Origin of the sequence: Pseudomonas sp. TNT3 (genome assembly GCF_010095445.2) — a bacterium.
Classification (GTDB): domain Bacteria; phylum Pseudomonadota; class Gammaproteobacteria; order Pseudomonadales; family Pseudomonadaceae; genus Aquipseudomonas.
On record NZ_WFGV02000020.1, the window covers coordinates 1 to 20,427 of the forward strand.

18 protein-coding genes and 1 pseudogene are annotated in these 20,427 nt (G+C 57.7%); 12 read left to right on the forward strand and 7 right to left on the reverse strand.

All coding sequences use genetic code 11. The features are described 5' to 3' along the window. A partial coding sequence (locus GBC55_RS13890; protein WP_162437923.1) for a response regulator occupies positions 1 to 419 on the reverse strand: 419 nt, incomplete at its 3' end. Positions 420 to 565: 146 nt separating this feature from the next. Continuing rightward, positions 566 to 1,160 (reverse strand): annotated as a pseudogene (locus GBC55_RS13895) (chemotaxis protein CheB); the annotation flags it as partial. A 146-nt stretch (positions 1,161 to 1,306) separates the two neighbouring features. Between GBC55_RS13895 and GBC55_RS13900 the strand changes: the two are divergent. The 4 genes from GBC55_RS13900 to GBC55_RS13915 all read left to right on the forward strand — a co-directional run bounded on the left by GBC55_RS13900 (position 1,307) and on the right by GBC55_RS13915 (position 6,529). Next, entirely contained in the window at positions 1,307 to 2,911 is a 1,605-nt protein-coding gene (locus tag GBC55_RS13900) for a tetratricopeptide repeat-containing response regulator (protein ID WP_162437924.1), read from the forward strand. Continuing rightward, positions 2,908 to 3,600 (forward strand): HAMP domain-containing sensor histidine kinase, encoded by a 693-nt coding sequence (locus GBC55_RS13905; protein ID WP_162437925.1) that lies wholly within the window; start codon positions 2,908 to 2,910, stop codon positions 3,598 to 3,600. The genes GBC55_RS13900 and GBC55_RS13905 overlap by 4 nt, the downstream gene beginning before the upstream one ends. A 228-nt stretch (positions 3,601 to 3,828) precedes the next feature. Next, positions 3,829 to 5,070: a glutamine synthetase family protein gene (locus tag GBC55_RS13910; RefSeq protein WP_178114303.1), complete on the forward strand. Its 1,242-nt coding sequence runs from the start codon at positions 3,829 to 3,831 to the stop codon at positions 5,068 to 5,070. 70 nt (positions 5,071 to 5,140) lie between these two features. Further along, positions 5,141 to 6,529, forward strand: coding sequence for an MFS transporter (locus tag GBC55_RS13915; RefSeq protein WP_162437927.1), 1,389 nt, complete (start codon positions 5,141 to 5,143; stop codon positions 6,527 to 6,529). 64 nt (positions 6,530 to 6,593) lie between these two features. On the opposite strand, the gene GBC55_RS13920 is transcribed toward GBC55_RS13915, so the two are convergent. From GBC55_RS13920 to flgA, 4 genes are all read right to left on the reverse strand, one after another. Then, entirely contained in the window at positions 6,594 to 7,340 is a 747-nt protein-coding gene (locus GBC55_RS13920) for a flagellar brake protein (RefSeq protein WP_162437928.1), read from the reverse strand. 92 nt (positions 7,341 to 7,432) lie between these two features. Further along, positions 7,433 to 7,900 (reverse strand): flagellar protein FlgN, encoded by a 468-nt coding sequence (locus tag GBC55_RS13925; protein WP_162437929.1) that lies wholly within the window; start codon positions 7,898 to 7,900, stop codon positions 7,433 to 7,435. A gap of 48 nt (positions 7,901 to 7,948) precedes the next feature. Then, positions 7,949 to 8,275 (reverse strand): flagellar biosynthesis anti-sigma factor FlgM, encoded by a 327-nt coding sequence (flgM, locus tag GBC55_RS13930; RefSeq protein WP_162437930.1) that lies wholly within the window; start codon positions 8,273 to 8,275, stop codon positions 7,949 to 7,951. A gap of 169 nt (positions 8,276 to 8,444) precedes the next feature. Then, the gene (gene flgA, locus GBC55_RS13935; protein ID WP_162437931.1) at positions 8,445 to 9,206 is read right to left on the reverse strand and encodes a flagellar basal body P-ring formation chaperone FlgA; all 762 of its coding nucleotides are present in this window, start codon (positions 9,204 to 9,206) and stop codon (positions 8,445 to 8,447) included. 83 nt (positions 9,207 to 9,289) lie between these two features. Here flgA and GBC55_RS13940 point away from each other — a divergent pair, with 83 nt between their 5' ends. From GBC55_RS13940 to flgE, 6 genes are all read left to right on the forward strand, one after another. Next, positions 9,290 to 10,222: a chemotaxis protein CheV gene (locus GBC55_RS13940; protein WP_162437932.1), complete on the forward strand. Its 933-nt coding sequence runs from the start codon at positions 9,290 to 9,292 to the stop codon at positions 10,220 to 10,222. Positions 10,223 to 10,268: 46 nt separating this feature from the next. Continuing rightward, positions 10,269 to 11,096 (forward strand): protein-glutamate O-methyltransferase CheR, encoded by an 828-nt coding sequence (gene cheR / locus GBC55_RS13945; protein WP_045061805.1) that lies wholly within the window; start codon positions 10,269 to 10,271, stop codon positions 11,094 to 11,096. A gap of 260 nt (positions 11,097 to 11,356) precedes the next feature. Next, positions 11,357 to 11,767, forward strand: coding sequence for a flagellar basal body rod protein FlgB (flgB, locus tag GBC55_RS13950; protein WP_162437933.1), 411 nt, complete (start codon positions 11,357 to 11,359; stop codon positions 11,765 to 11,767). Between the two features lie 3 nt (positions 11,768 to 11,770). After that, the gene (flgC, locus tag GBC55_RS13955; protein WP_007937507.1) at positions 11,771 to 12,214 is read left to right on the forward strand and encodes a flagellar basal body rod protein FlgC; all 444 of its coding nucleotides are present in this window, start codon (positions 11,771 to 11,773) and stop codon (positions 12,212 to 12,214) included. A 15-nt stretch (positions 12,215 to 12,229) separates the two neighbouring features. After that, a complete protein-coding gene (gene flgD / locus GBC55_RS13960) occupies positions 12,230 to 12,955 on the forward strand; it encodes a flagellar hook assembly protein FlgD (RefSeq protein ID WP_162437934.1) in 726 nt (241 codons plus the stop codon). Between the two features lie 31 nt (positions 12,956 to 12,986). Then, on the forward strand, positions 12,987 to 14,312 hold the full coding sequence (gene flgE, locus GBC55_RS13965) for a flagellar hook protein FlgE (protein ID WP_162437935.1): 1,326 nt from the start codon (positions 12,987 to 12,989) through the stop codon (positions 14,310 to 14,312). Positions 14,313 to 14,467: 155 nt separating this feature from the next. Here flgE and GBC55_RS13970 read toward each other — a convergent pair whose 3' ends face one another. Beyond that, on the reverse strand, positions 14,468 to 17,362 hold the full coding sequence (locus GBC55_RS13970) for a ribonucleoside-diphosphate reductase subunit alpha (RefSeq protein WP_162437936.1): 2,895 nt from the start codon (positions 17,360 to 17,362) through the stop codon (positions 14,468 to 14,470). A 737-nt stretch (positions 17,363 to 18,099) separates the two neighbouring features. Here GBC55_RS13970 and GBC55_RS13975 point away from each other — a divergent pair. Together GBC55_RS13975 and GBC55_RS13980 are read left to right on the forward strand one after the other, a co-directional pair. Further along, positions 18,100 to 18,813, forward strand: coding sequence for a response regulator (locus tag GBC55_RS13975; RefSeq protein ID WP_162438007.1), 714 nt, complete (start codon positions 18,100 to 18,102; stop codon positions 18,811 to 18,813). Then, positions 18,810 to 20,420, forward strand: coding sequence for an ATP-binding protein (locus tag GBC55_RS13980; RefSeq protein ID WP_162437937.1), 1,611 nt, complete (start codon positions 18,810 to 18,812; stop codon positions 20,418 to 20,420). The genes GBC55_RS13975 and GBC55_RS13980 overlap by 4 nt, the downstream gene beginning before the upstream one ends. Positions 20,421 to 20,427: the final 7 nt, after the last annotated feature.

Consider the following 20,427-nt stretch of genomic DNA (forward strand, 5'->3'; position numbering starts at 1 on the left):
TGAAACGATGCATCGCCGATGGTAGTGTGGGGTTTCCCCATGTGAGAGTAGGTCATCGTCAAGATTAAATTCCGAAACCCCTGTTTGCTAACGCGAACAGGGGTTTTGTTTTGTCCGCAGGAAAGTGCCAATACCACAATCATTTGCGCCGACGACCTACATTGGAAAGTCAGTAACCTCTGTGCCTTACTCCATAGACCATTCATGGAGCGAAAATGATGTGGCAGCTGACGCAAAGCGCTCATCAATTCGTGACCGTTCATAACCGGCATATCCAAGTCTGAAATGATGAAGTCGAAGCGGGTACTCTTGGCCGCGTCCAGCGCCGTCACCGGACGATCGAACGCAGTCACCTGTGCATCTTCCATCTCCAGGAGCATCTTCAAGGTTTCCAGCACATCCGCAGAGTCATCGACCAACAGAATCGTTAATCCGCTCAGTCTTCCAGAGACCTCTTCAACCTGCTCCGGCGCCTCAGCGTCATACCCAGTTCGCGTCAGTGGCAAACAAACAGTAAAGGTACAACCAGTGCCCAACCCTGCTGAACTGACCTCAACCGTGCCTCGTTGCGCTCCAACGCCTCAAACGCTTCGCGATCACGGAAGAGGTTGGTCACGCCAATAAGCATATCCTCCAGCAGCGACTTGGTTTCCTCTGGATTGTCTTGAAGGTAGCGGTAGTAGCCACTCAGGTCCGGCTGGCCGGTGACCTGCATCCGTCGTTCGATCCGGCGTAACACCGCGGCACGCTTGTAATGTTTGAAGTCATGACCGGTGCCGGTGCGCAGTTGGATCAGGATGTCGTGAAGCAGCTGCTCGGCCAGCGCCGCATCACGCTTGAACACAGTGGCAATAGCTTGAAGTTCCGGGTCGTTCGCCGTCGGCAGGCGAATTTCGCGAGAGTTGCGTCACAGATCCAGTAGCTTTTGCGGCAGTTGTACCACCGGCAGCACCATATCGACCATCCGGGTTTCAACGGCGGCGCGAGTCATTCCATCGAATTCAGGGTCTTCCGGTGCTTGAGCGAACGTAACCCCCGTGTTCCTTGATACGCGACAAACCGACGGCGCCATCAGTGCCCGTGCCCGACAAAACGATGCAGAACGCGCGCTCTCGGTGTACTTCGGCCAAATCGCGGAAGAACAGGTCGATGGACGCGTGGCAGAAACGCAGGATTAACCTGTTTGATCGTTGCACCTTCATATATTTAACCCGTAATTCAATGGCTACCGTCTCAAGGGAATGCCACCTCAGGCCGATAACACTGACGGTCCCAGAAATATCCTTCAACTGCCTGGAAATCTTCGATGCTGTCGTATCACCAAAAGCGTTTCCTGATCGTTGATGATTTCTCGGATTTCCGCAGCTCCGTCAGGTCAATGCTGCGCGAGCTTGGCGTCAAGGATGTCGATACTGCGGACACTGGTGAGCAAGCGCTGCGCATGTGTTCGCAGAAGGCCTACGATTTTATCCTGCAGGATTTCCATCTGGGCGACGGCAAGAAGAATGGTCAACAGGTTCTCGAAGACCTCATGGTCGATAAGCTGATCAGCCATGAAAGCGTGTTCGTGATGGTCACTGCGGAAACCAGCCAGGCCATGGTCTTGAGCGCCCTGGAACACGAGCCTGACGCCTACCTGACCAAACCATTCAATCGTGCAGGACTGGCCCAGCGGCTGGAACGGCTGGTGCAGCGCAAGACTTTGCTCAAACCGATCCTGCAAGCGCTCGATCGTGGGAAACCGATAGAAGTGTTAAACGCTTGCATCGCCTTGTGCAAGCAGGACATCCGTTACTCGCCGTTGTGCTTGCGTTATCGCGCCGACGCCCTGCGTGACCTCAATCAAAACGAAGCGCTGGAGCGTTTGTACGACGGCATCATCGCTGATCGGCCGCTGCCCTGGGCGTTTGCCGGGTTGGGCAAATTATTGTTCAAGCGCGGGCAAGTCTTACAAGCCAAGGGCGTTTATGAAAAAGCCCTGAAAGTGTTTCCGATGATGCCGGCGCTCTACGACGGCATGGCCGATGTTCTGGTTTCTGAAGGGGACACCAAGGCGGCCCAGCGGGTGCTGGAAGAGGCCGTTCGCATTTCGCCCCTGGCGGTGCGTAGGCAGGCGCAGCTGGGCAAGCTGGCGATGACCAACGAGGATTTCGATACCGCGTCCAAGGCTTACCGCCAAGCCGTGGCACAAGGTGCCCAATCGCGCTTCAAGGACGCAGAAAGCAATCTCGGCCTGGCCCACGCCTTGATCAGCAAAGGCAGTGAGAAGGGGCTTGATACGCGGACCCGTCTGGAGATCAACACAACATTGAGCGCCGTCGCCAAGGAAAACCCCTCTGATCCCGGTCTGCAGATCCGTGCGCGATTGATGAAAGCCACCAGCATGTTGATCAACGACGCGGAAACCGCCGAGAAGCTCACCGAACAAGCCATACAGCGGCTCGACGGCATGGAAAACTTCATGAGCGCCGAAGCCGCGCTGTTAGTGGCAAAGCAACTGCAAATGCTCGGGCAGCCCGAGGCCGGCGCATCCATGTTGAAAAATTGCGCGGAAATATACGGGGACGACCCGACGGTAATGAAGGGCATCGCCAAGTTGACCGATGACCCGACCATTCTCAATGCCGGCAACGTCGCTGCTGATCTTAATCGCATAGGCGTGCGAATCTACAAAACCGGCAACCTGGTCGAAGCGCGCGCGGTATTTCGCAAGGCCCTGGCACTGCAGCCGAAGAACATCAGCATCGCGCTGAACTTGGCGCAGTCATTGCTGCATGGCACCGATACCAGCGTGCCGTCTGCCGAACTGGACGAGTGCCAGACCTGCTTGAAGATGGTTGGCTTGATGCCTGAAACGGACGTGCGTTCTGCGCGTTATCAGAAACTGAAATCAAAGGCGTTCGGCGGATGAACCAAGACGACCCGGCACTGGACTTTTCCACGGTGATTGCTTCAACCGTACACGACATGAAGAACTCACTGGCCTTGGTGATGCAGGCCCACAACCAATGGTTGGCCCGTTTTCCCGCCCCTGTTCGGCAGTCGCCGGAGCAGGGTGTGATCGAGTTCGAGTTTGCGCACCTCAACGCTATGCTGGTGCAGTTGCTGGGACTGTACAAACTCGGTGTCAACCAGATGCCGTTGCAGCCGGCTTACCATGAACTGGACGATTTCATCGAGGCGCAACTGGCGTGTCACCAGGACGTATTCGTCAGTCGCTCGATCATGGCGACCTATGAAGTCGACCCGTTGAGCCCGCTGGGTTTCTTTGACCGAGAGCTGATCGCCACAGTGCTTGGCAACTGCATCAACAATGCGATCCGTTACGCGCGGCATGCGGTGTTGATCAGCGCCAGCGATGTCGCCGGGCAGTTAGTCATCACCGTCAATGACGATGGCGAAGGTTATTCCACTGAAATGCTCGAGCGTCAGGCAAATTACGTGCAGGGCATCAACCACACCACGGGCAGTACGGGGTTGGGCTTGTACTTCGCCGGGCGAATTGCCGCGCTGCATCAGCGCAATGGAGTGGGAGGTCGCACCGAAATCAGCAATGGCGGGCCACTGGGCGGTGCGGTGTTCAGTCTTTATCTCCCGTGAGAAGTACGGCCCGGCAAGCGCCGCTGAAGCCTACATTTTTTTGAGCGCTGCTTGATATTCCGAACACGCGGAGCCTATTTTGTACGGGTCGCCGTTCGCGGCTCGCACAATAACAAGGATAGCGTCATGACAACCCAGGGCCAGGGCTCACTCGCACAGCGATTGACGGGCATTGATGAGATTGAGTGTGTCACGCCGGACTTGAATGGCGTGCCCCGTGGCAAGGTGATGACCGCAGAGGGTTTTCTCGAAGGCCGCCGTTTGCAACTGGCGCGCGGTGTGCTGTTGCAGTGCATCATGGGCGGATACCCGCCGGCACGCTTTTATGGCAGTGATGATGGCGATCTCGCGCTGGTGCCTGATTCTTCGCAGGTCTATCGCTTGCCGTGGAGCAAGCAACCACGAGCCTTCGCCATTTGCGATGCGGACGAACTCACCGGCGAAAGCTCGAATCTATCGACCCGCGGCCAGCTTAAAGCGGTCATTGCCCGCTACACCGCCCTCGGTCTGGCGCCCGTCGTGGCGACCGAACTGGAATTTTTCATATTTGCGCCCAACACCGACCCCACTCAACCCTTCCAGCCGCCAATCGGCCTGGACGGTCGACGTGAAGACGGGCAGTCGGCGTTCAGCGTCAGTTCCAACAACGGCTTGCGGCCCTTCTTCAATGAAGTCTACGAATGCATGGCAGCGCTTGGCTTGCCGCGCGATACGTTCATGCACGAAATGGGCGTCAGCCAGTTCGAGATCAACCTGCTGCATGGTGATCCGCTGCTGCTGGCCGACCAGACATTCCTGTTCAAGCATCTGCTTAAAGAAGTGGCCCTCAAACATGGCCTGACCGCAGTCTGCATGGCCAAGCCGTTGGCGCACACGCCGGGTAGTTCGATGCATATTCACCAGAGCATCGTCGAGATCGACACGGGAACTAACGTGTTCAGCGACAAGGCTGGCGAACCGACCCCGATCTTTCGTCATTTCATCGCCGGTCAGCAGGCCGGCATGGCCGATTTCACCGCGCTGTTCGCGCCAAATGTGAACTCCTACCAGCGCTTGTGCCATCCGTTCGCATCGCCGAACAACGCTTGCTGGTCCCACGACAACCGAGCCGCCGGGTTGCGCATCCCGGCCAGTTCGCCGGTCGCTCGTCGGGTTGAAAACCGCTTGCCAGGGGCTGACGCCAATCCCTATCTGGCGATTGCGGCCAGCCTGGCAGCCGGGTTATATGGCATTGAAAACACATTGGAGCCCAGTGAGCCAATACAGGGTGAATTCGAGGTGCCGGACAATCTTTCATTGCCGTGTACCTTGCATGCTGCACTTGAGCGTCTGAAACGTAGCCAATTGGCGAAGGAACTGTTTGGCACGGAGTTCATCGAAGGCTACATCGCTTCGAAGTCCATGGAGTTGACCAGCTTCTATGATGAAATTACTCCCTGGGAGCGACGTGTTCTGGCAGCCCAGGCCTGACGAATCATCGTCATCGGGCTATCTTTTCGGATAGTCCGACACTTACTGCAAGGAGCCGCTCGGAACGCCGATGCGCCAAATCTGGAAATCCTTTCGAGCGTTGTATTTCGCTTCGCTGATGATGTTGATCGGCTCGGGCTTGTTGAGTACCTACCTGGCCTTGCGCCTGGCAGCCGACAACGTCGACAGTTTGTGGGTCGGTGCCTTGATGGCGGCCAACTACTTCGGCCTGGTGCTGGGTGGGAAGATCGGTCACCGATTGATTGCCCGTGTCGGGCATATTCGGGCTTACGCAGCGTGTGCCGGTATCGTCGGCGCGGCCGTGTTGGGACACGGATTGGTCGACTGGCTGCCCGCCTGGCTGTTCCTGCGGGTCATCGTCGGTTTGGGCATGATGTGCCAGTACATGGTCATCGAAAGCTGGCTTAACGAACAGGCCGAAGCCAAGCAGCGCGGCCTGGTGTTCAGCGGCTACATGATCGCCTCGTACCTTGGCCTGGTATTGGGTCAGTTGATTCTGGTCATGCACCCGGCGCTCGGCCTCGAGCTGCTGATGCTGGTGGCCTTGTGTTTTGCGCTGTGCCTGGTGCCTGTGGCCTTGACCCGACGGATTCACCCTGCACCCTTGCACCCTGCGCCGATGGAGCCACGGTTCTTTATCAAGCGCGTACCGCAGTCGTTAAGTACGGTGCTGGGGGCGGGGCTGATTGTGGGTTCATTCTATGGTCTGGCGCCGCTGTATGCCTCCCAGCAAGGACTGTCTACCGAGCAAGTGGGCTTGTTCATGGGTAGCTGCATTTTTGCTGGCCTGCTGGTGCAGTGGCCGTTGGGATGGTTGTCCGACCGTTATGATCGGGCGCTGTTGATCCGTTGCTTCGCGTTCAGCCTGGCGGTGGCTGCATTGCCGCTGGCGATCATGAAGCAGGTGCCGCTGGAAGTGCTGTTTATCACCGGTTTCTTCTGCTCCCTGGTGCAATTTTGCCTGTATCCCTTGGCAGTGGCTTTTTCCAACGACCACGTCGAAGGCGATCGTCGGGTGTCTCTGACGGCGATGCTACTGGTGACCTACGGCGTGGGTGCCAGTATCGGGCCGTTGGTTGCCGGGGTTCTGATGAAGCTGTTCGGCAGTCAGATGCTCTACGCGTTCTTCAGCTTCTTCGCGTTGGTACTGGTCTGGCGGATTCGTCCGAAAGCCGTCACCAACCTGCATCAGGTGGACGATGCGCCGCTGCATCACGTGGCCATGCCGGACAGCATGTCGAGTTCGCCATTGGTAGCGGCCCTTGACCCTCGAGTTGATGAGCAGGTGGTGCAGGATCAGATGCAGAACCCGATCACACTTGAGCCGGAACCGGAACCGGAACCAGAATCAGAGCCGCAAGAAAAACCTGAGACCGACCCGTCGCCGCCAGACCCTGACGAAGGCCGCGAGCAGAGCTTCACCGAAGCCAGGCCCTGAGATTCACGCACAAAAAAAACGGGCAGTTCCCAAAAGGACTGCCCGTTTTTATTGAAGCGTTAACTCAGAGGTCGTCTTTGTCGAAACGCCGTGCTTCGCGCTGAAGCTGATAGACAAATCTCTCGACCTGACGCTGCACCAGCCCGCTCATGTTATGAAAGCGAACACCGGCGAAGGTGGTGGAAATCTTTTCTTCGAAATGCAGGTAACGCAGTTCGACGGGGGCCGTCATTTTGCCGAAGGGCAGGGCGGCAGCAAATCGGTCGTAGACCTGCCCCAGTTGAAGGCTCGAGCTGATATCGCCGTCGAAGCGCAATTTGCAGCCAGTAGCAGAGATGTCCAGCAGCTTTCCGCTGATCGGTGCCTTGAGCTTTTCACCGTCCAGATCGACGCTAACCAGCTGTGCCAGTTTAAGAGCGGCGCGGAATGCGTTACGGCGCTGGTGATAAACCACTTCGTCGGGCATCGGACCGTGATAGCAGCGAGTGCCACCCGTTTCGTCGATGGTCAGCGCGCCATTGCTTTCCCAGGCGATGCGAACACCATCGTGGAAGCCTTCGACCTTGAACGGTTCGCCGGCGAGCAGGAAGCGTTCACCGTCCCGTGGAATCATTTCGTCAAGCGAGATCGTGCCGCTGTCACGGTCAATACCCACCAGATAGCTCTGGAAGCGCTGGCTGCGCTCATGGAACGTAATGATCAGAGGGTCGTGGCTGTCTTGCAGCTGACGTAGGGTGCCGGAGATCTCAAGGGGCGTTGCGAGCACCTTGGGTGGCTGCGGAGCATCTTCCGCGCTTGAGGCATTGAACACGGTTCATCAATCTCCAGACAAAATTTGACTGCGGCTAGCCAGCATTTTGCCAGCATGTTTCTCGTCTTGATAGTGCGGGCTCATCGGCGGGTTCAAGCCTGACTGAGAGGCCCCCGCTTCGCGAGTACAGAGGTCGATCCGCGGGCGTCATAAAGCGCTGGTGTGTCGCCGCCGTGGAGGATTTTCAGCTGGGTAGCCGTGGCAGCCTGTTGCATCATGATGGACTGGCCATTGCTGACGTTGGTGCTCTGGCACTGGGCCAGTAGATCGGTGAGAACATCACTCTGAGCCAGCAACTGATCGCCAATGCTCGATTGGGCGGCCAATTGCTCCAGACCCTGGCGATTGATCGGCAGGTTGAGGCTGGCGAGGATCGCACTGCGCTTGCGGCCATGCTGTTCAAGCAAAATGATCAATGCCTGCTTCTGCGCCAGAATGTCTTCGAGCAGTCGCATGTCGCGACCATGCAAAGCGATGGCCTCGGTTTGCAATAACTCGAGCAATTGTTGCGCTGGAGCAAAGTCGTCGATGATCAGTTGCAGTAAATTAGTGTCGTGCATGGCTGGCCTTGGGTTTTAAGCGTCCAAAAGCCTCGCGCAGACCGGAGCCTAGCGCTGGGCTTCGAAGTTGAGCAGTTTGCTGGCTACACGGTTGCTGTCGACTTTATAGCTGCCATCGGCAATCGCTGCTTTCAACTCTGCCACGCGGGCATTATCGACAGCGGGCTGATCGCGCAGCTTGTCAGTGACCTTTTGCAACTGCTGAGCCTCATTGCTGAGGTGTACCGATTCCCCGCTTTTGACGGTAGTGGCCTCTGCGGCCGGGGTATTCAGCGGCGCGGACTTGGCGGCTTCGGCCGTGTCCTTGCTGGCGCTGGTACGTGTACTGCCCGTAAGTGACGAGGAGCTGTTAAGACGGCTGAAATCGATGACCATGATCAAAAAACCTCTGGGTATTTGGACGCTTGCCATGTTTTCGGCCAAACCCTGGAAAACTTTAGACTCATTTATCAATGAGCTTGCGCGCGTCAGCACTTGCCCTGGATGAGTCACAGTTTAGGGAACAGTCGAGCGGCGCGCCATCTAAACACCAATACCCGAGGTACTACATGGCGACTTCCACCTGGCCGGGCGCGATAACTTGCGCCTTGATGACCCGCTGGGAATTCAGGTTTTTTACGCGTATCTGGTCTCGCAAACCACCGTTGGACAGCGCTTCTCCCGGCATGCGCACGCTGAGTGTGCCGCTACGGGCGGTAATCACCACCTGATCCCCCTTGGTAATGACTTCCGCCTGCTCGATGTTCACCAGCGTGATCAGCTGATCGGCGACCATTGGTCGGGTCAGTTTTTGCCCGATCGCCTGATCCAGCGAAGTCAGATAGCCCTGGCTGATCAGACTGATGTCACGCTCGCGCAGGATCACATCGTCGGGTTCGACAACACCGAGGCGTCGCAGCGGTCGGGTGGTGGTAACGACGTCGCGGAACAGCCGGACTTGAGCGGGTACGAACACGGTCCAGGGGGCGGCGCCCTCGCAGCGAACCTTGACCGTAACACGCCCCAATGGCTTGGCCGGACTCTCCAGGCTCGCTGTCAATTCCTTGTCGCACATTGGCATGCGCAGACGCGGATCGAGCTGGCTGACCTGGATCTCATAACGACCTTCAGTTTGACTGGTCGCCAAATAGTCTTCTACGGTGAATTCAAGAAAGCCCTGGGTGACGCCGATAAGCATGTCAGGCAAGGTAACCGCATCAGCAAGGGCAGGGCTGCCAGCGTTGAACAGGCAAACGGCCGACATCGCGCAAAGCGATTTGCGAAAGTTTGAGGTCAGGCGTCGGAAAAATGTCGGTTCTGTGTTCATACGAGTTAAAAAGCAAGCGCCGTGCCGTTTAGCAATGAATGTGCGTCGCAACACACTGAAGCGTTGGTAGTAGGAGTCTGGGCATGGCTGGTGTAATGGATTCAGTAAACCAGCGCACGCAACTGGTAGGGCAGAATCGCCTGGAGCTGTTGTTGTTCCGTCTTGACGGCCCGCAGCTCTATGGGATCAATGTATTCAAGGTTCGTGAGGTGCTGCAATGCCCCAAGCTGACCGTGATGCCCAAGTCCAATCCTGTCGTGTGCGGTGTGGCGAGTATTCGGGGGGCGACCATTCCGATTATGGATCTGGCAATGGCGACCGGTTCAGGTCGATTGCTGGATCAGAGCAATCCGTTCGTGATCATCACGGAGTACAACACCAAGACCCAGGGTTTCCTGGTGCGCTCGGTGGAACGCATCGTCAACATGAACTGGGAGGAGATCCATCCGCCGCCCAAGGGCACTGGACGCGATCACTACCTCACGGCAGTGACCCGCGTTGACAATCAGCTAGTCGAAATCATCGACGTCGAGAAAGTCCTGGCGGAAGTGGCGCCGACACCGGAAGCGATTTCCGTGGGCGTAGTGGATGTCGAAACCCAGCACAAGGCGCTGTCCCTGCGCGTGCTGACGGTCGACGACTCGTCGGTGGCACGCAAGCAGGTCTCGCGTTGTCTACAAACGGTCGGCGTCGAAGTGGTGGCGCTGAACGACGGTCGGCAAGCGCTGGATTACCTGCGCAAGTTGGTCGATGAAGGTAAAAAGCCGGAAGAAGAGTTCCTGATGATGATTTCCGACATCGAGATGCCGGAAATGGACGGGTACACCCTCACCGCCGAGATCCGCAGTGACCCTCGCATGCAAAAGCTTCATATCATCCTGCATACTTCGTTGTCGGGGGTGTTCAATCAGGCGATGGTCAAGAAAGTCGGTGCCGATGACTTCCTTGCCAAATTCCGCCCTGATGACCTGGCATCCCGGGTAGTCGACCGGATCAAAGCAGCAGATATCAGCTAGGGGCCTTTTGTCCCTGGCGGTCAACACGAGTTAAGAGGCGGCATCATTGTCTACGGGTAATTTGGATTTCGAACAGTTCCGGGTATTCCTGGAAAAAGCCTGTGGCATTTTGCTTGGTGAAAACAAGCAGTACCTGGTATCGAGCCGTCTCAACAAACTGATGGAGCAGCAAGGCATCAAGTCCCTGGGTGAGCTGGTCCAGCGCATCCAGACCCAGCCGCGCAGTGGTTTGCGCGAGATGGTGGTGGATGCCATGACGACCAACGAAACCCTGTGGTTTCGTGACACCTATCCGTTTGAAGTCTTGAAGAACAAGGTACTGCCGGAAGCGATCAAGGCGGCGCCCGGCCAGCGCCTGCGAATCTGGTCGGCCGCGTGCTCGTCGGGTCAGGAACCGTATTCGCTGTCGATGTCGATCGATGAGTTCGAGCGGGTCAACCTGGGGCAATTGAAGATGGGTGTGCAGATCGTTGCCACTGATCTTTCCGGCACCATGCTGACCAACTGCAAGACTGGCGAGTACGACAGCCTGGCAATCGGTCGTGGTCTTTCGCCCGAGCGTCTGCAGCGTTATTTCGATCCCAAGGGACCGGGACGCTGGGCCATCAAGGCGCCGATCAAGAGTCGGGTGGAGTTTCGCTCGTTCAATCTGCTGGACAGTTACGCGGCGCTTGGCAAGTTCGACATCGTGTTCTGCCGCAACGTGTTGATCTACTTCTCCGCCGAGGTGAAGAAAGACATCCTGTTGCGCATCCATAGCACGTTGAAACCTGGGGGCTATCTGTTCCTCGGCGCTTCCGAAGCGCTGAATGGATTGCCGGATCATTACCAGATGGTCCAGTGCAGCCCGGGGATCATTTACCAGGCGAAGTGATGCAATTGCGGCAGACATAAAAAAGGGAGTCCTCAGGGGCTCCCTTTTTTTGTCTGCCGCAATTGCAGCTCCTACACGGATAGGTGTTGTCCTTGGAAAGCGGCAGAAAAGCGGCAGGCGGCGGAAGTCGATTGCCGCTTTTCTGTCATTGCCACACTTGCCACTGCCCGCAAACCCACTGTTTGCGGGATTTCTCCAATTGGCACGCGGCTTGCTAAGTTCACCGTACGAAAAATCAGGTCACCCGAAGGTTTCCCGACATGAGCATCAGCTTCGATAAAGCGCTCGGTATTCACCAACAGGCTCTCAACTTCCGCGCACAGCGTGCCGAAGTCCTGGCCAACAACATCGCCAACGCGGACACCCCGAACTACAAGGCTCGGGATCTGGACTTCTCGAAGGTGCTTGCCGAACAGAGCGAGAAAACCAAGAGCGGCGCCGGTTTCGCGCTGAACATGACCAACAGCCGTCATATCGAGGCCCAAGGCTTGGACAGCGGTGACGAGTCATTGCTGTATCGCACGCCGATGCAACCGTCGATTGATCAGAACACCGTGGACGCCCAGCTGGAACAGTCGAACTACGCGGAAAACTCCGTCAACTTCCAGGCCAGCTTCACCTTGCTCAACAGTAAATTCAAAGGGCTGATTTCAGCCCTGCGCGGAGAATAATTCATGTCCCTGTCCAGTGTTTTCAACATTGCCGGTAGCGGCATGAGTGCCCAGACCACTCGCCTGAACACCGTCGCCAGTAACATCGCCAACGCCGAGACCGTCTCGTCGAGCATCGATCAAACCTACCGCGCGCGTCATCCGGTGTTCGCCACCATGTTCCAGGGTGGCCAGAGCGGCGGCAGCGATTCGCTGTTCCAGAATCAGGACGCGGCGGGTCAGGGTGTGCAAGTGCTGGGTGTGGTCGAAGACCAGAGCAACCTGGAGGCTCGCTACGAGCCGAACCATCCGGCTGCTGATGCCAAGGGCTATGTCTACTACCCGAACGTCAACGTCGTGGAGGAAATGGCCGACATGATTTCCGCGAGCCGGTCCTTTCAGACCAACGCCGAAATGATGAACACGGCCAAAACCATGATGCAGAAGGTCCTGACTCTCGGTCAGTGATAAGGGGCGACTCAGATGAGTGTTACCGATACGACAAGCGGTTTGAGCCTCAACGACATCCTGGCCAACTCCTCGATCAAGAACACCTCCACCACCAGTGATGGCCTGGCGTCGGCAACCAATAGCGCTGCCGGCAAAAAAGCCCTGGGCAAAGACGCGTTCCTGCAGTTGCTGGTGACCCAGCTGAAAAACCAGAATCCGCTCGAACCGCAGGACAACGGCGAGTTCGTCGCCCAATTGGCGCAGTTCAGCAGTCTGGAAGGCATCACCACACTCAACGATACGGTGAGTGGCATTGCCGGTAACTACAACTCGTCGCAGGCTTTGCAGGCCTCGTCGCTGGTGGGGCGTTCCGTGATCGCGCCTAGCGATAAAGCGGTTGTCGATACCTCCAAGAGCATGACCGGTACCGTGGCCATTCCGGGCTCTGTCCCTGCGGTCGCGCTGAAGATTTCCGACAAGGACGGCAAGGTCGTCCGCACCATCGACATGGGCAGCCAGACTGCCGGCAATGCCAGCTTTATCTGGGACGGAAAAGACAGCGCGGGTAATACGGTCGAGTCGGGTACTTACACCTTCGCGGCGACGGCCACCATCGACAGCCAGGCTGTATCGCTGGTCACCAACCTGCCAGCGACGGTCAACAGCGTGACCATCAGCCAGACGGGCGGTGAGTTGATGCTCAACCTCGCCGGGCTGGGCAGCATCGCCCTGTCCAAAGTACAAACCATTGGTATGTAAAGCCGACTAACCCGGCATAAAGGAGTGAAACATGTCTTTCAATATCGGCCTTAGCGGTCTCTTTGCAGCCAACAAACAACTGGACGTGACCGGCAACAACATCGCCAACGTCGCGACCACCGGTTTCAAATCGTCCCGTGCGGAATTCGAAGACGTCTACTCGGCCACCAAGCTGGGTACCGGAAGCAAGGTCGTCGGCAGCGGTGTGCGCCTGGCCAACGTTTCCCAGCAATTCACCCAGGGCGATATCAGCAGCACCGGTAACGTACTGGACATGGGCATCAACGGCTCCGGTTTCTTCGTGCTCAATAACAGCGGTTCGCTGTCCTACACCCGCGCCGGTACGTTCAAGGTCGACAAGGACGGTTATGTCACCAACACCGACGGCACTTCCCGCCTGCAGGGCTACGGTGTGGATGCCAGCGGCAAGATCCAGAACGGTATGTTGACCGACCTGCGTATCGACACCTCCAACCTGGCTCCGAAGTCGAGTAGCGCGGTGTCGTCGACGATTAACCTGAACTCCACGGATAAGGTCATTGACCAGACCGTTGCCACCAACAAATTCGATCCAACCAAGTCTGAGACCTATAGCAAGCAATTCAATACGCCGATCTACGACAGCCAGGGCAATCAGCACGAGATGAATCAGTACATGGTGAAAACCAGTGCTAACACGTGGGATACCTACACGCTGATCGATGGACGCAACATGGACGGCAGCCTGCCGACCAACCCGGTTCCTTCGACCATGACATTTGACTCGGCTGGCAAACTAACCCAAATCAGTACGCCAGTGACTCCGCCGACGACTCCGCCGACTTCGACCATCAGCAATGAGCTGAAGGTGACCAACTGGGTTCCAGGTACTGTGACCGACGGCGTGTGGAAGGCCAACGGCGCCAGCTCCAACCCGGATGGCGTGACCATCGCCATGGGCAACACCACCCAATACAACGCCGACACCGCACGTTCGATTCCGGTACAGAACGGCTACGCCACTGGCCAGATCACCAACCTGACCATTGATGGCAGCGGCGTACTGCTGGCGAATTTCAGTAATTACCAAACCAAGCCGATCGGCCAGATATCGTTGGCCAGCTTTACCAATGAACAAGGCCTGCAAGCGGTCGGTGGCACTGCCTGGAAAGAAACCTACTCATCGGGTATTCCGGGCTACGACTCGCCGGAAACCGGTAGCCTGGGTACGATCCGCTCCAATTCCCTGGAAGAGTCCAACGTCAACGTGACCAATGAACTGGTCGACCTGATCAAGGCGCAGAGTAACTACCAGGCGAACGCGAAGACCATCTCCACCCAGAGCACCCTCATGCAGACCATCATTCAGATGACCTGATGTTGTTTGGGTGGTAGCGCTAAATAAAAAACCCCTCGGAAGAGGGGTTTTTCATACCTGTACGTATATCAAGATCTTCTGATGTTTAAAGACCTGAAAAAGAAAACCCCCGACACGCCTGAGGCCTGTCGGGGGTTTCGTTTTACCGGCTCAGCTTATTGGCAAGCTTCGCAATCCGGCTCGTCGATGGCGCAAGCCTTCGGCACTGGAGCTGGACCGGCTGGAGCTGCCAGAACCGAATCTTCACCGTGGTTGCCGCCGCTCGAAACAGCGTTCAGCTTGCCCGTGTTGATGGTCGACTTCTCGGTGCTGGTCGCGGCCAGGGCACGGAGGTAGTAAGTGGTTTTCAGACCACGGTACCAAGCCATGCGGTAGGTGACGTCGAGCTTCTTGCCCGAAGCGCCAGCGATGTACAGGTTCAGCGACTGAGCCTGGTCGATCCACTTCTGACGACGGCTTGCCGCGTCAACGATCCACTTGGTGTCCACTTCGAACGCCGTTGCATAGAGCTCTTTGAGTTCTTGCGGGATACGCTCGATCTGCTGCACCGAACCATCGTAGTACTTCAGGTCGTTGATCATGACCGAGTCCCACAGACCGCGAGCCTTCAGGTCGCGAACCAGGTACGGGTTGATCACGGTGAATTCGCCCGACAGGTTCGATTTCACATAGAGGTTCTGGTAGGTCGGTTCGATCGACTGCGAGACGCCAGTGATGTTGGCTATGGTCGCGGTCGGTGCGATGGCCATGATGTTGGAGTTACGAATGCCTTTCTGTACACGGGCGCGAACCGGTGCCCAGTCCAGGGATTCGTTCAGGTCAACGTCGATGTACTTCTGGCCACGTTGCTCGATCAGGATCTGTTGCGAATCCAGCGGCAGGATGCCCTTGGACCACAGCGAACCCTGGAACGTCTCGTAGGCACCGCGCTCGTCAGCCAGGTCGCAGGAAGCCTGGATCGCGTAGTAGCTGACCGCTTCCATCGACTTGTCGGCGAACTCGACGGCAGCGTCGGAACCGTAAGGAATATGCTGCAGGTACAGCGCGTCCTGGAAGCCCATGATGCCCAGACCGACTGGACGGTGCCTGAAGTTGGAGTTCTTCGCTTGTGGCACCGAGTAGTAGTTGATGTCGATAACGTTATCGAGCATGCGAACGGCGGTGTTCACGGTGCGTTCCAGCTTGGCGGTGTCCAGCTTGCCGTTGACGATGTGGTTCGGCAGGTTGATCGAGCCCAGGTTGCAAACGGCGATCTCGTCCTTGTTGGTGTTCAAGGTGATCTCGGTGCACAGGTTCGAACTGTGAACCACGCCCACGTGCTGCTGCGGGCTGCGCAGGTTGCACGGGTCTTTGAAGGTCAGCCAAGGGTGGCCGGTTTCAAACAGCATGGACAGCATTTTGCGCCACAGGTCTTTGGCCTGAATGGTCTTGAACAGCTTGATCTTGCCCGGGTACTCGGACAGGGCTTCGTAGTACTCGTAACGCTCTTCGAAGGCCTTGCCGGTCAGGTCGTGCAGGTCCGGTACTTCGGATGGCGAGAACAGGGTCCATTTGCCGTCATCGAAGACGCGCTTCATGAACAGGTCAGGAATCCAGTTGGCAGTGTTCATGTCGTGGGTACGACGACGATCATCACCGGTGTTCTTGCGCAGCTCGATGAACTCTTCGATGTCCATGTGCCAGGTTTCCAGGTAGGCACAGACAGCGCCTTTGCGCTTGCCACCCTGGTTAACGGCAACGGCGGTGTCGTTCACGACTTTCAGGAACGGAACGACGCCCTGGGATTTGCCGTTGGTGCCCTTGATGTAAGAGCCCAGTGCACGAACCGGTGTCCAGTCGTTGCCCAGGCCGCCTGCAAATTTCGACAACATGGCATTGTCGTGAATCGCGTGGTAGATGCCCGACAGGTCATCCGGCACGGTGGTCAGGTAGCAGCTCGACAGCTGTGGACGCAGGGTACCGGCGTTGAACAGGGTCGGAGTCGACGACATGTAGTCGAAGGACGACAACAGGTTGTAGAACTCGATCGCACGGTCTTCTTTGTTCTTTTCTTCGATGGCCAGGCCCATGGCCACGCGCATGAAGAAAATCTGCGGCAGTTCGAAGCGGATACCGTCCTTGTGGATGAAGTAACGGTCGTACAGGGTTTGCAGGCCCAGGTACGTGAACTGCTGATCGCGCTCGTGGTTGATTGCCTTGCCGAGTTTTTCCAGGTCAAAGGTGGCCAGGACCGGGTTCAGCAATTCGAATTCGATACCCTTGGCGATGTAGGCAGGCAGGGCCTTGGCGTACAGGTCGACCATCTCGTGGTGGGTCGCGCTTTCTGCAACGTTCAGGAAGCTCAGGCCTTCGGCACGCAGGGTGTCCATCAACAGGCGAGCGGTCACGAACGAGTAGTTCGGTTCACGCTCGACCAGCGTACGGGCGGTCATCACCAGGGCGGTGTTGACGTCGGTCAGGGCCACGCCGTCGTACAGGTTTTTCAGGGTTTCGCGCTGGATCAGGTCGCCGTCGACTTCTTCCAGGCCTTCGCACGCTTCGGTGACGATGGTGTTCAGACGGCCCATGTCCAACGGGGCAAAGGTGCCATCGGCGCGGGTGATGCGAATCGACGGGTGAGCGTTGACCGCTTCTTCGGCCGGAGCATGGGCAGCGCGTTCTTTCGAACGACCGTCACGGTAGATCACGTAGTCGCGGGCAACTTTCTGCTCGCCGGCACGCATCAGGGCCAGTTCAACCTGGTCCTGGATTTCTTCGATGTGGATCGTGCCGCCGGAAGGCATGCGACGCTTGAAGGTCGCGGTGACCTGCTCGGTCAGGCGGGCAACGGTGTCGTGAATTCGCGACGAAGCGGCAGCGGTACCGCCTTCAACTGCGAGAAACGCTTTGGTGATAGCGACGGTGATCTTGTCATCGGTATAAGGAACGACAGTGCCGTTACGCTTGATCACGCGCAGTTGGCCAGGCGCGGTGGCGGACAGATCCGAATTCGAATCAGCGGCCTGCGGCAAGGTGCCCTGCGGGTTCTCGCGAGTTGTGTCGGTTTGCATGGGGGGTTGTCTCCACATTCTCTATGTTTGTTTGGGCACCGTCTCGGTGCCCACCGTTCCGTCCTGAAGCACTACAACCGGCGGGGGCCGGGCATACCAACTTCGGGACAGATCAGGAAGGGGCAATTGGGGCGCCGCTTCCATGCCGAAGTCTTTGGTCGCAGGCCTGGAGCCTGAAACCGAATTCCTTTTGGGTGACAGCAATTGACTGCAACACCCGTACCGTTTCGCCGTTTACGGCCCAAAAACAGTAGCCATCCGCACGAGCGGTTTGGTCTTTCGAAAATACGTTTGGTTCAACCAGAAAGAGGCAATAAAAGCGCTTGAAATTGGTGTCTGGTTTGTGTTTGGTTTTTTGTGCAAAACCCTACATGTAGGGTTTTTTTCGCGCCGGGGTACAAGATAGTGCGTTTTGGAGGGTGTTGCAACGTACTACCTGTGGATAAGCCTGTGCGTAAATTGTGTGTGAAACCTGGAATCAGCGTGTAGCCCGCGACCCTGCTGGAGTAGACCGTTTGTCATGGGTTTTCAGCGGTCGGAAACTGTCCGGTGGTTTTTTAAGGGCGCGAACCCTACCACAAAAAATGCCCATGTCCGAACGCATTTGCCGCCTTGTGTTCTGGGCGAGCGACGTTTATACAATCGGCCCATGTGTACGCATTTTCTTATCCTCCCCAATCATTACAAAAAGACGGGTGGATCCTTCCTTATTAGTGTTTCGGCAAGCAGAGGTCACCGTGGAGCAAGAAGCCTGGCAGGTTTTGATTGTGGAGGACGACCAGCGTCTGGCCGAACTGACCCGCGATTACCTGGAGGCCAACGGCCTGCGCGTTTCGATCGAAGGTGACGGGGCACTGGCCGCGGCCCGCATCATCAAGGAGCAGCCAGACCTGGTGATCCTTGACTTGATGCTCCCCGGCGAAGATGGCTTGAGCATCTGCCGCAAGGTTCGCGACCGTTTCGACGGCCCGATTCTGATGCTCACCGCTCGTACCGACGACACCGATCAGATTCTGGGGCTGGACATGGGGGCAGACGACTATGTGTGCAAACCGGTTCGTCCTCGGCTCTTGCTGGCGCGTATCCAGGCTTTGCTGCGGCGCAGCGAGGCGCCTGAGGTCGCCCCTGAAAAACAACGGCGTCTGCAGTTCGGTCCGCTGGTGGTGGACAACGCTTTGCGCGAGGCCTGGCTGCGTGACGCCAGTATCGAATTGACCAGCGCCGAGTTTGATCTGCTCTGGCTGCTGGTGGCCAACGCCGGGCGCATACTTTCCCGCGAAGAGATCTTCACCGCACTGCGCGGCATCGGTTACGACGGGCAGGATCGTTCCATCGATGTGCGCATCTCGCGCATTCGCCCCAAGATCGGCGATGACCCGGAGCACCCTCGGCTGATCAAGACCATCCGCAGCAAAGGCTATTTGTTCGTTCCGGAAGCCTGCACCCTGTGAACTCGATCTTCCTGCGAATTTATGGCGGCATGTGCGCGGCGCTGATTCTGGTGGCGGTGCTCGGCGTGCTGGCCCTGCACTTGCTCAATCAGGTGCGCAGCGAGCAATACCGCGAGCGCCTGGCTCATGGCACGTTCTCGTTGATGGCCGACAACCTGCAACCCATGAACGAAACCGAACGCCACCGTGCCTTGCTGGTGTGGGAGCGCCTGCTGGGTATTCCGCTGGCGCTGAAGACCTTCACCCAGACCGACCTTGATCTCACCCAGCGCACTCGTGTGCTGCGCGGCCAGGCGCTGGTCGAACAAACCGGGCCGCACGCGGCGGTGGTCTATCGGTTGGTCAGCGACAAGGAACAGTTGGTGCTGACAGGGGAAGTGCAGCAGATCAGCGAGCAACTGGCCCGGGCGACCATTTACCTGCTGGCCGACGAACTGGTGCGCGTCCCGGTGGCCGACCAACCCAAGCGCCTGGCGCAATTGAAAGAAGACAAGGGCTTCGGTTTCGACTTGCGACTGGTCACGGTCGATGACGCGGACATGGATGAGGACCAGAGCCGGCGGGTTTCCGAAGGCGACACGGTGATGGCGCTGGGTAAGGGGGGCGATTCGATCCGGGTGTTTGCCGGGATGGTGGGTACGCCGTGGGTGCTGGAGATCGGCCCGCTGTACCAGATGAACCCTTATCCGCCGGAGTGGCTGGTGCTGATCGCGGCGCTGGGTTTGAGCCTGATTGGTTTGATCGTTTATTTGTTGGTGCGTCAGCTCGAGCGTCGTTTGCGCGGGTTGGAAGCGGCAGCCACGCGCATCGCCAAAGGCAGCCTGGAAACCCGAGTACCGGCACGGGGCGCTGATTCGGTGGGGCGTCTGGCGTCAGCATTCAACGGGATGGCCGAGCACTTGCAGCAGTTGTTGGCGATTCAGCGGGAACTGGTGCGCGCCGTGTCGCACGAATTGCGCACACCGGTGGCGCGCCTGCGCTTTGGCCTGGAGATGATCGGTTCCGCGTCCACACCGCAAGCGCTGCAAAAGTACTGTGAAGGCATGGATCACGACATCGAAGATCTCGATAAGCTGGTGGACGAGATGCTCACCTATGCGCGCCTGGAGCAGGGCTCACCGGCCCTGAACTTTCAGCGTATCGATCTCGATGCGTTGGTCAATCAGGTGATCGAGGAGCTCGCGCCTCTGCGTTCGCAAGTAACTGTGCAACGTGGCTTGTGCCTGTCTGCGGCCGATTGCGACGATGCCTGGGTCGAAGCTGAACCCCGCTACCTGCATCGGGCGCTGCAAAACCTGGTGAGCAACGCGATGCGCCACGCCACGTCCAGGGTAACGGTCAGCTATCAGGTGGGGCAGCAACGTTGTCGGGTCGACGTCGAGGACGATGGACCGGGCGTGCCGGAAAACGCGTGGGAGAAAATCTTCACCCCGTTCCTGCGACTCGATGACAGCCGCACCCGTGCCTCGGGTGGGCATGGTCTGGGCCTGTCCATCGTGCGTCGGATCATCCATTGGCACGATGGACGAGCGTTGATTGGCAAGAGCAAGAGTCTGGGCGGCGCGTGCTTCAGCCTGAGCTGGCCGAGGAATCAGGAAAAGCGTTGAGCGCTCA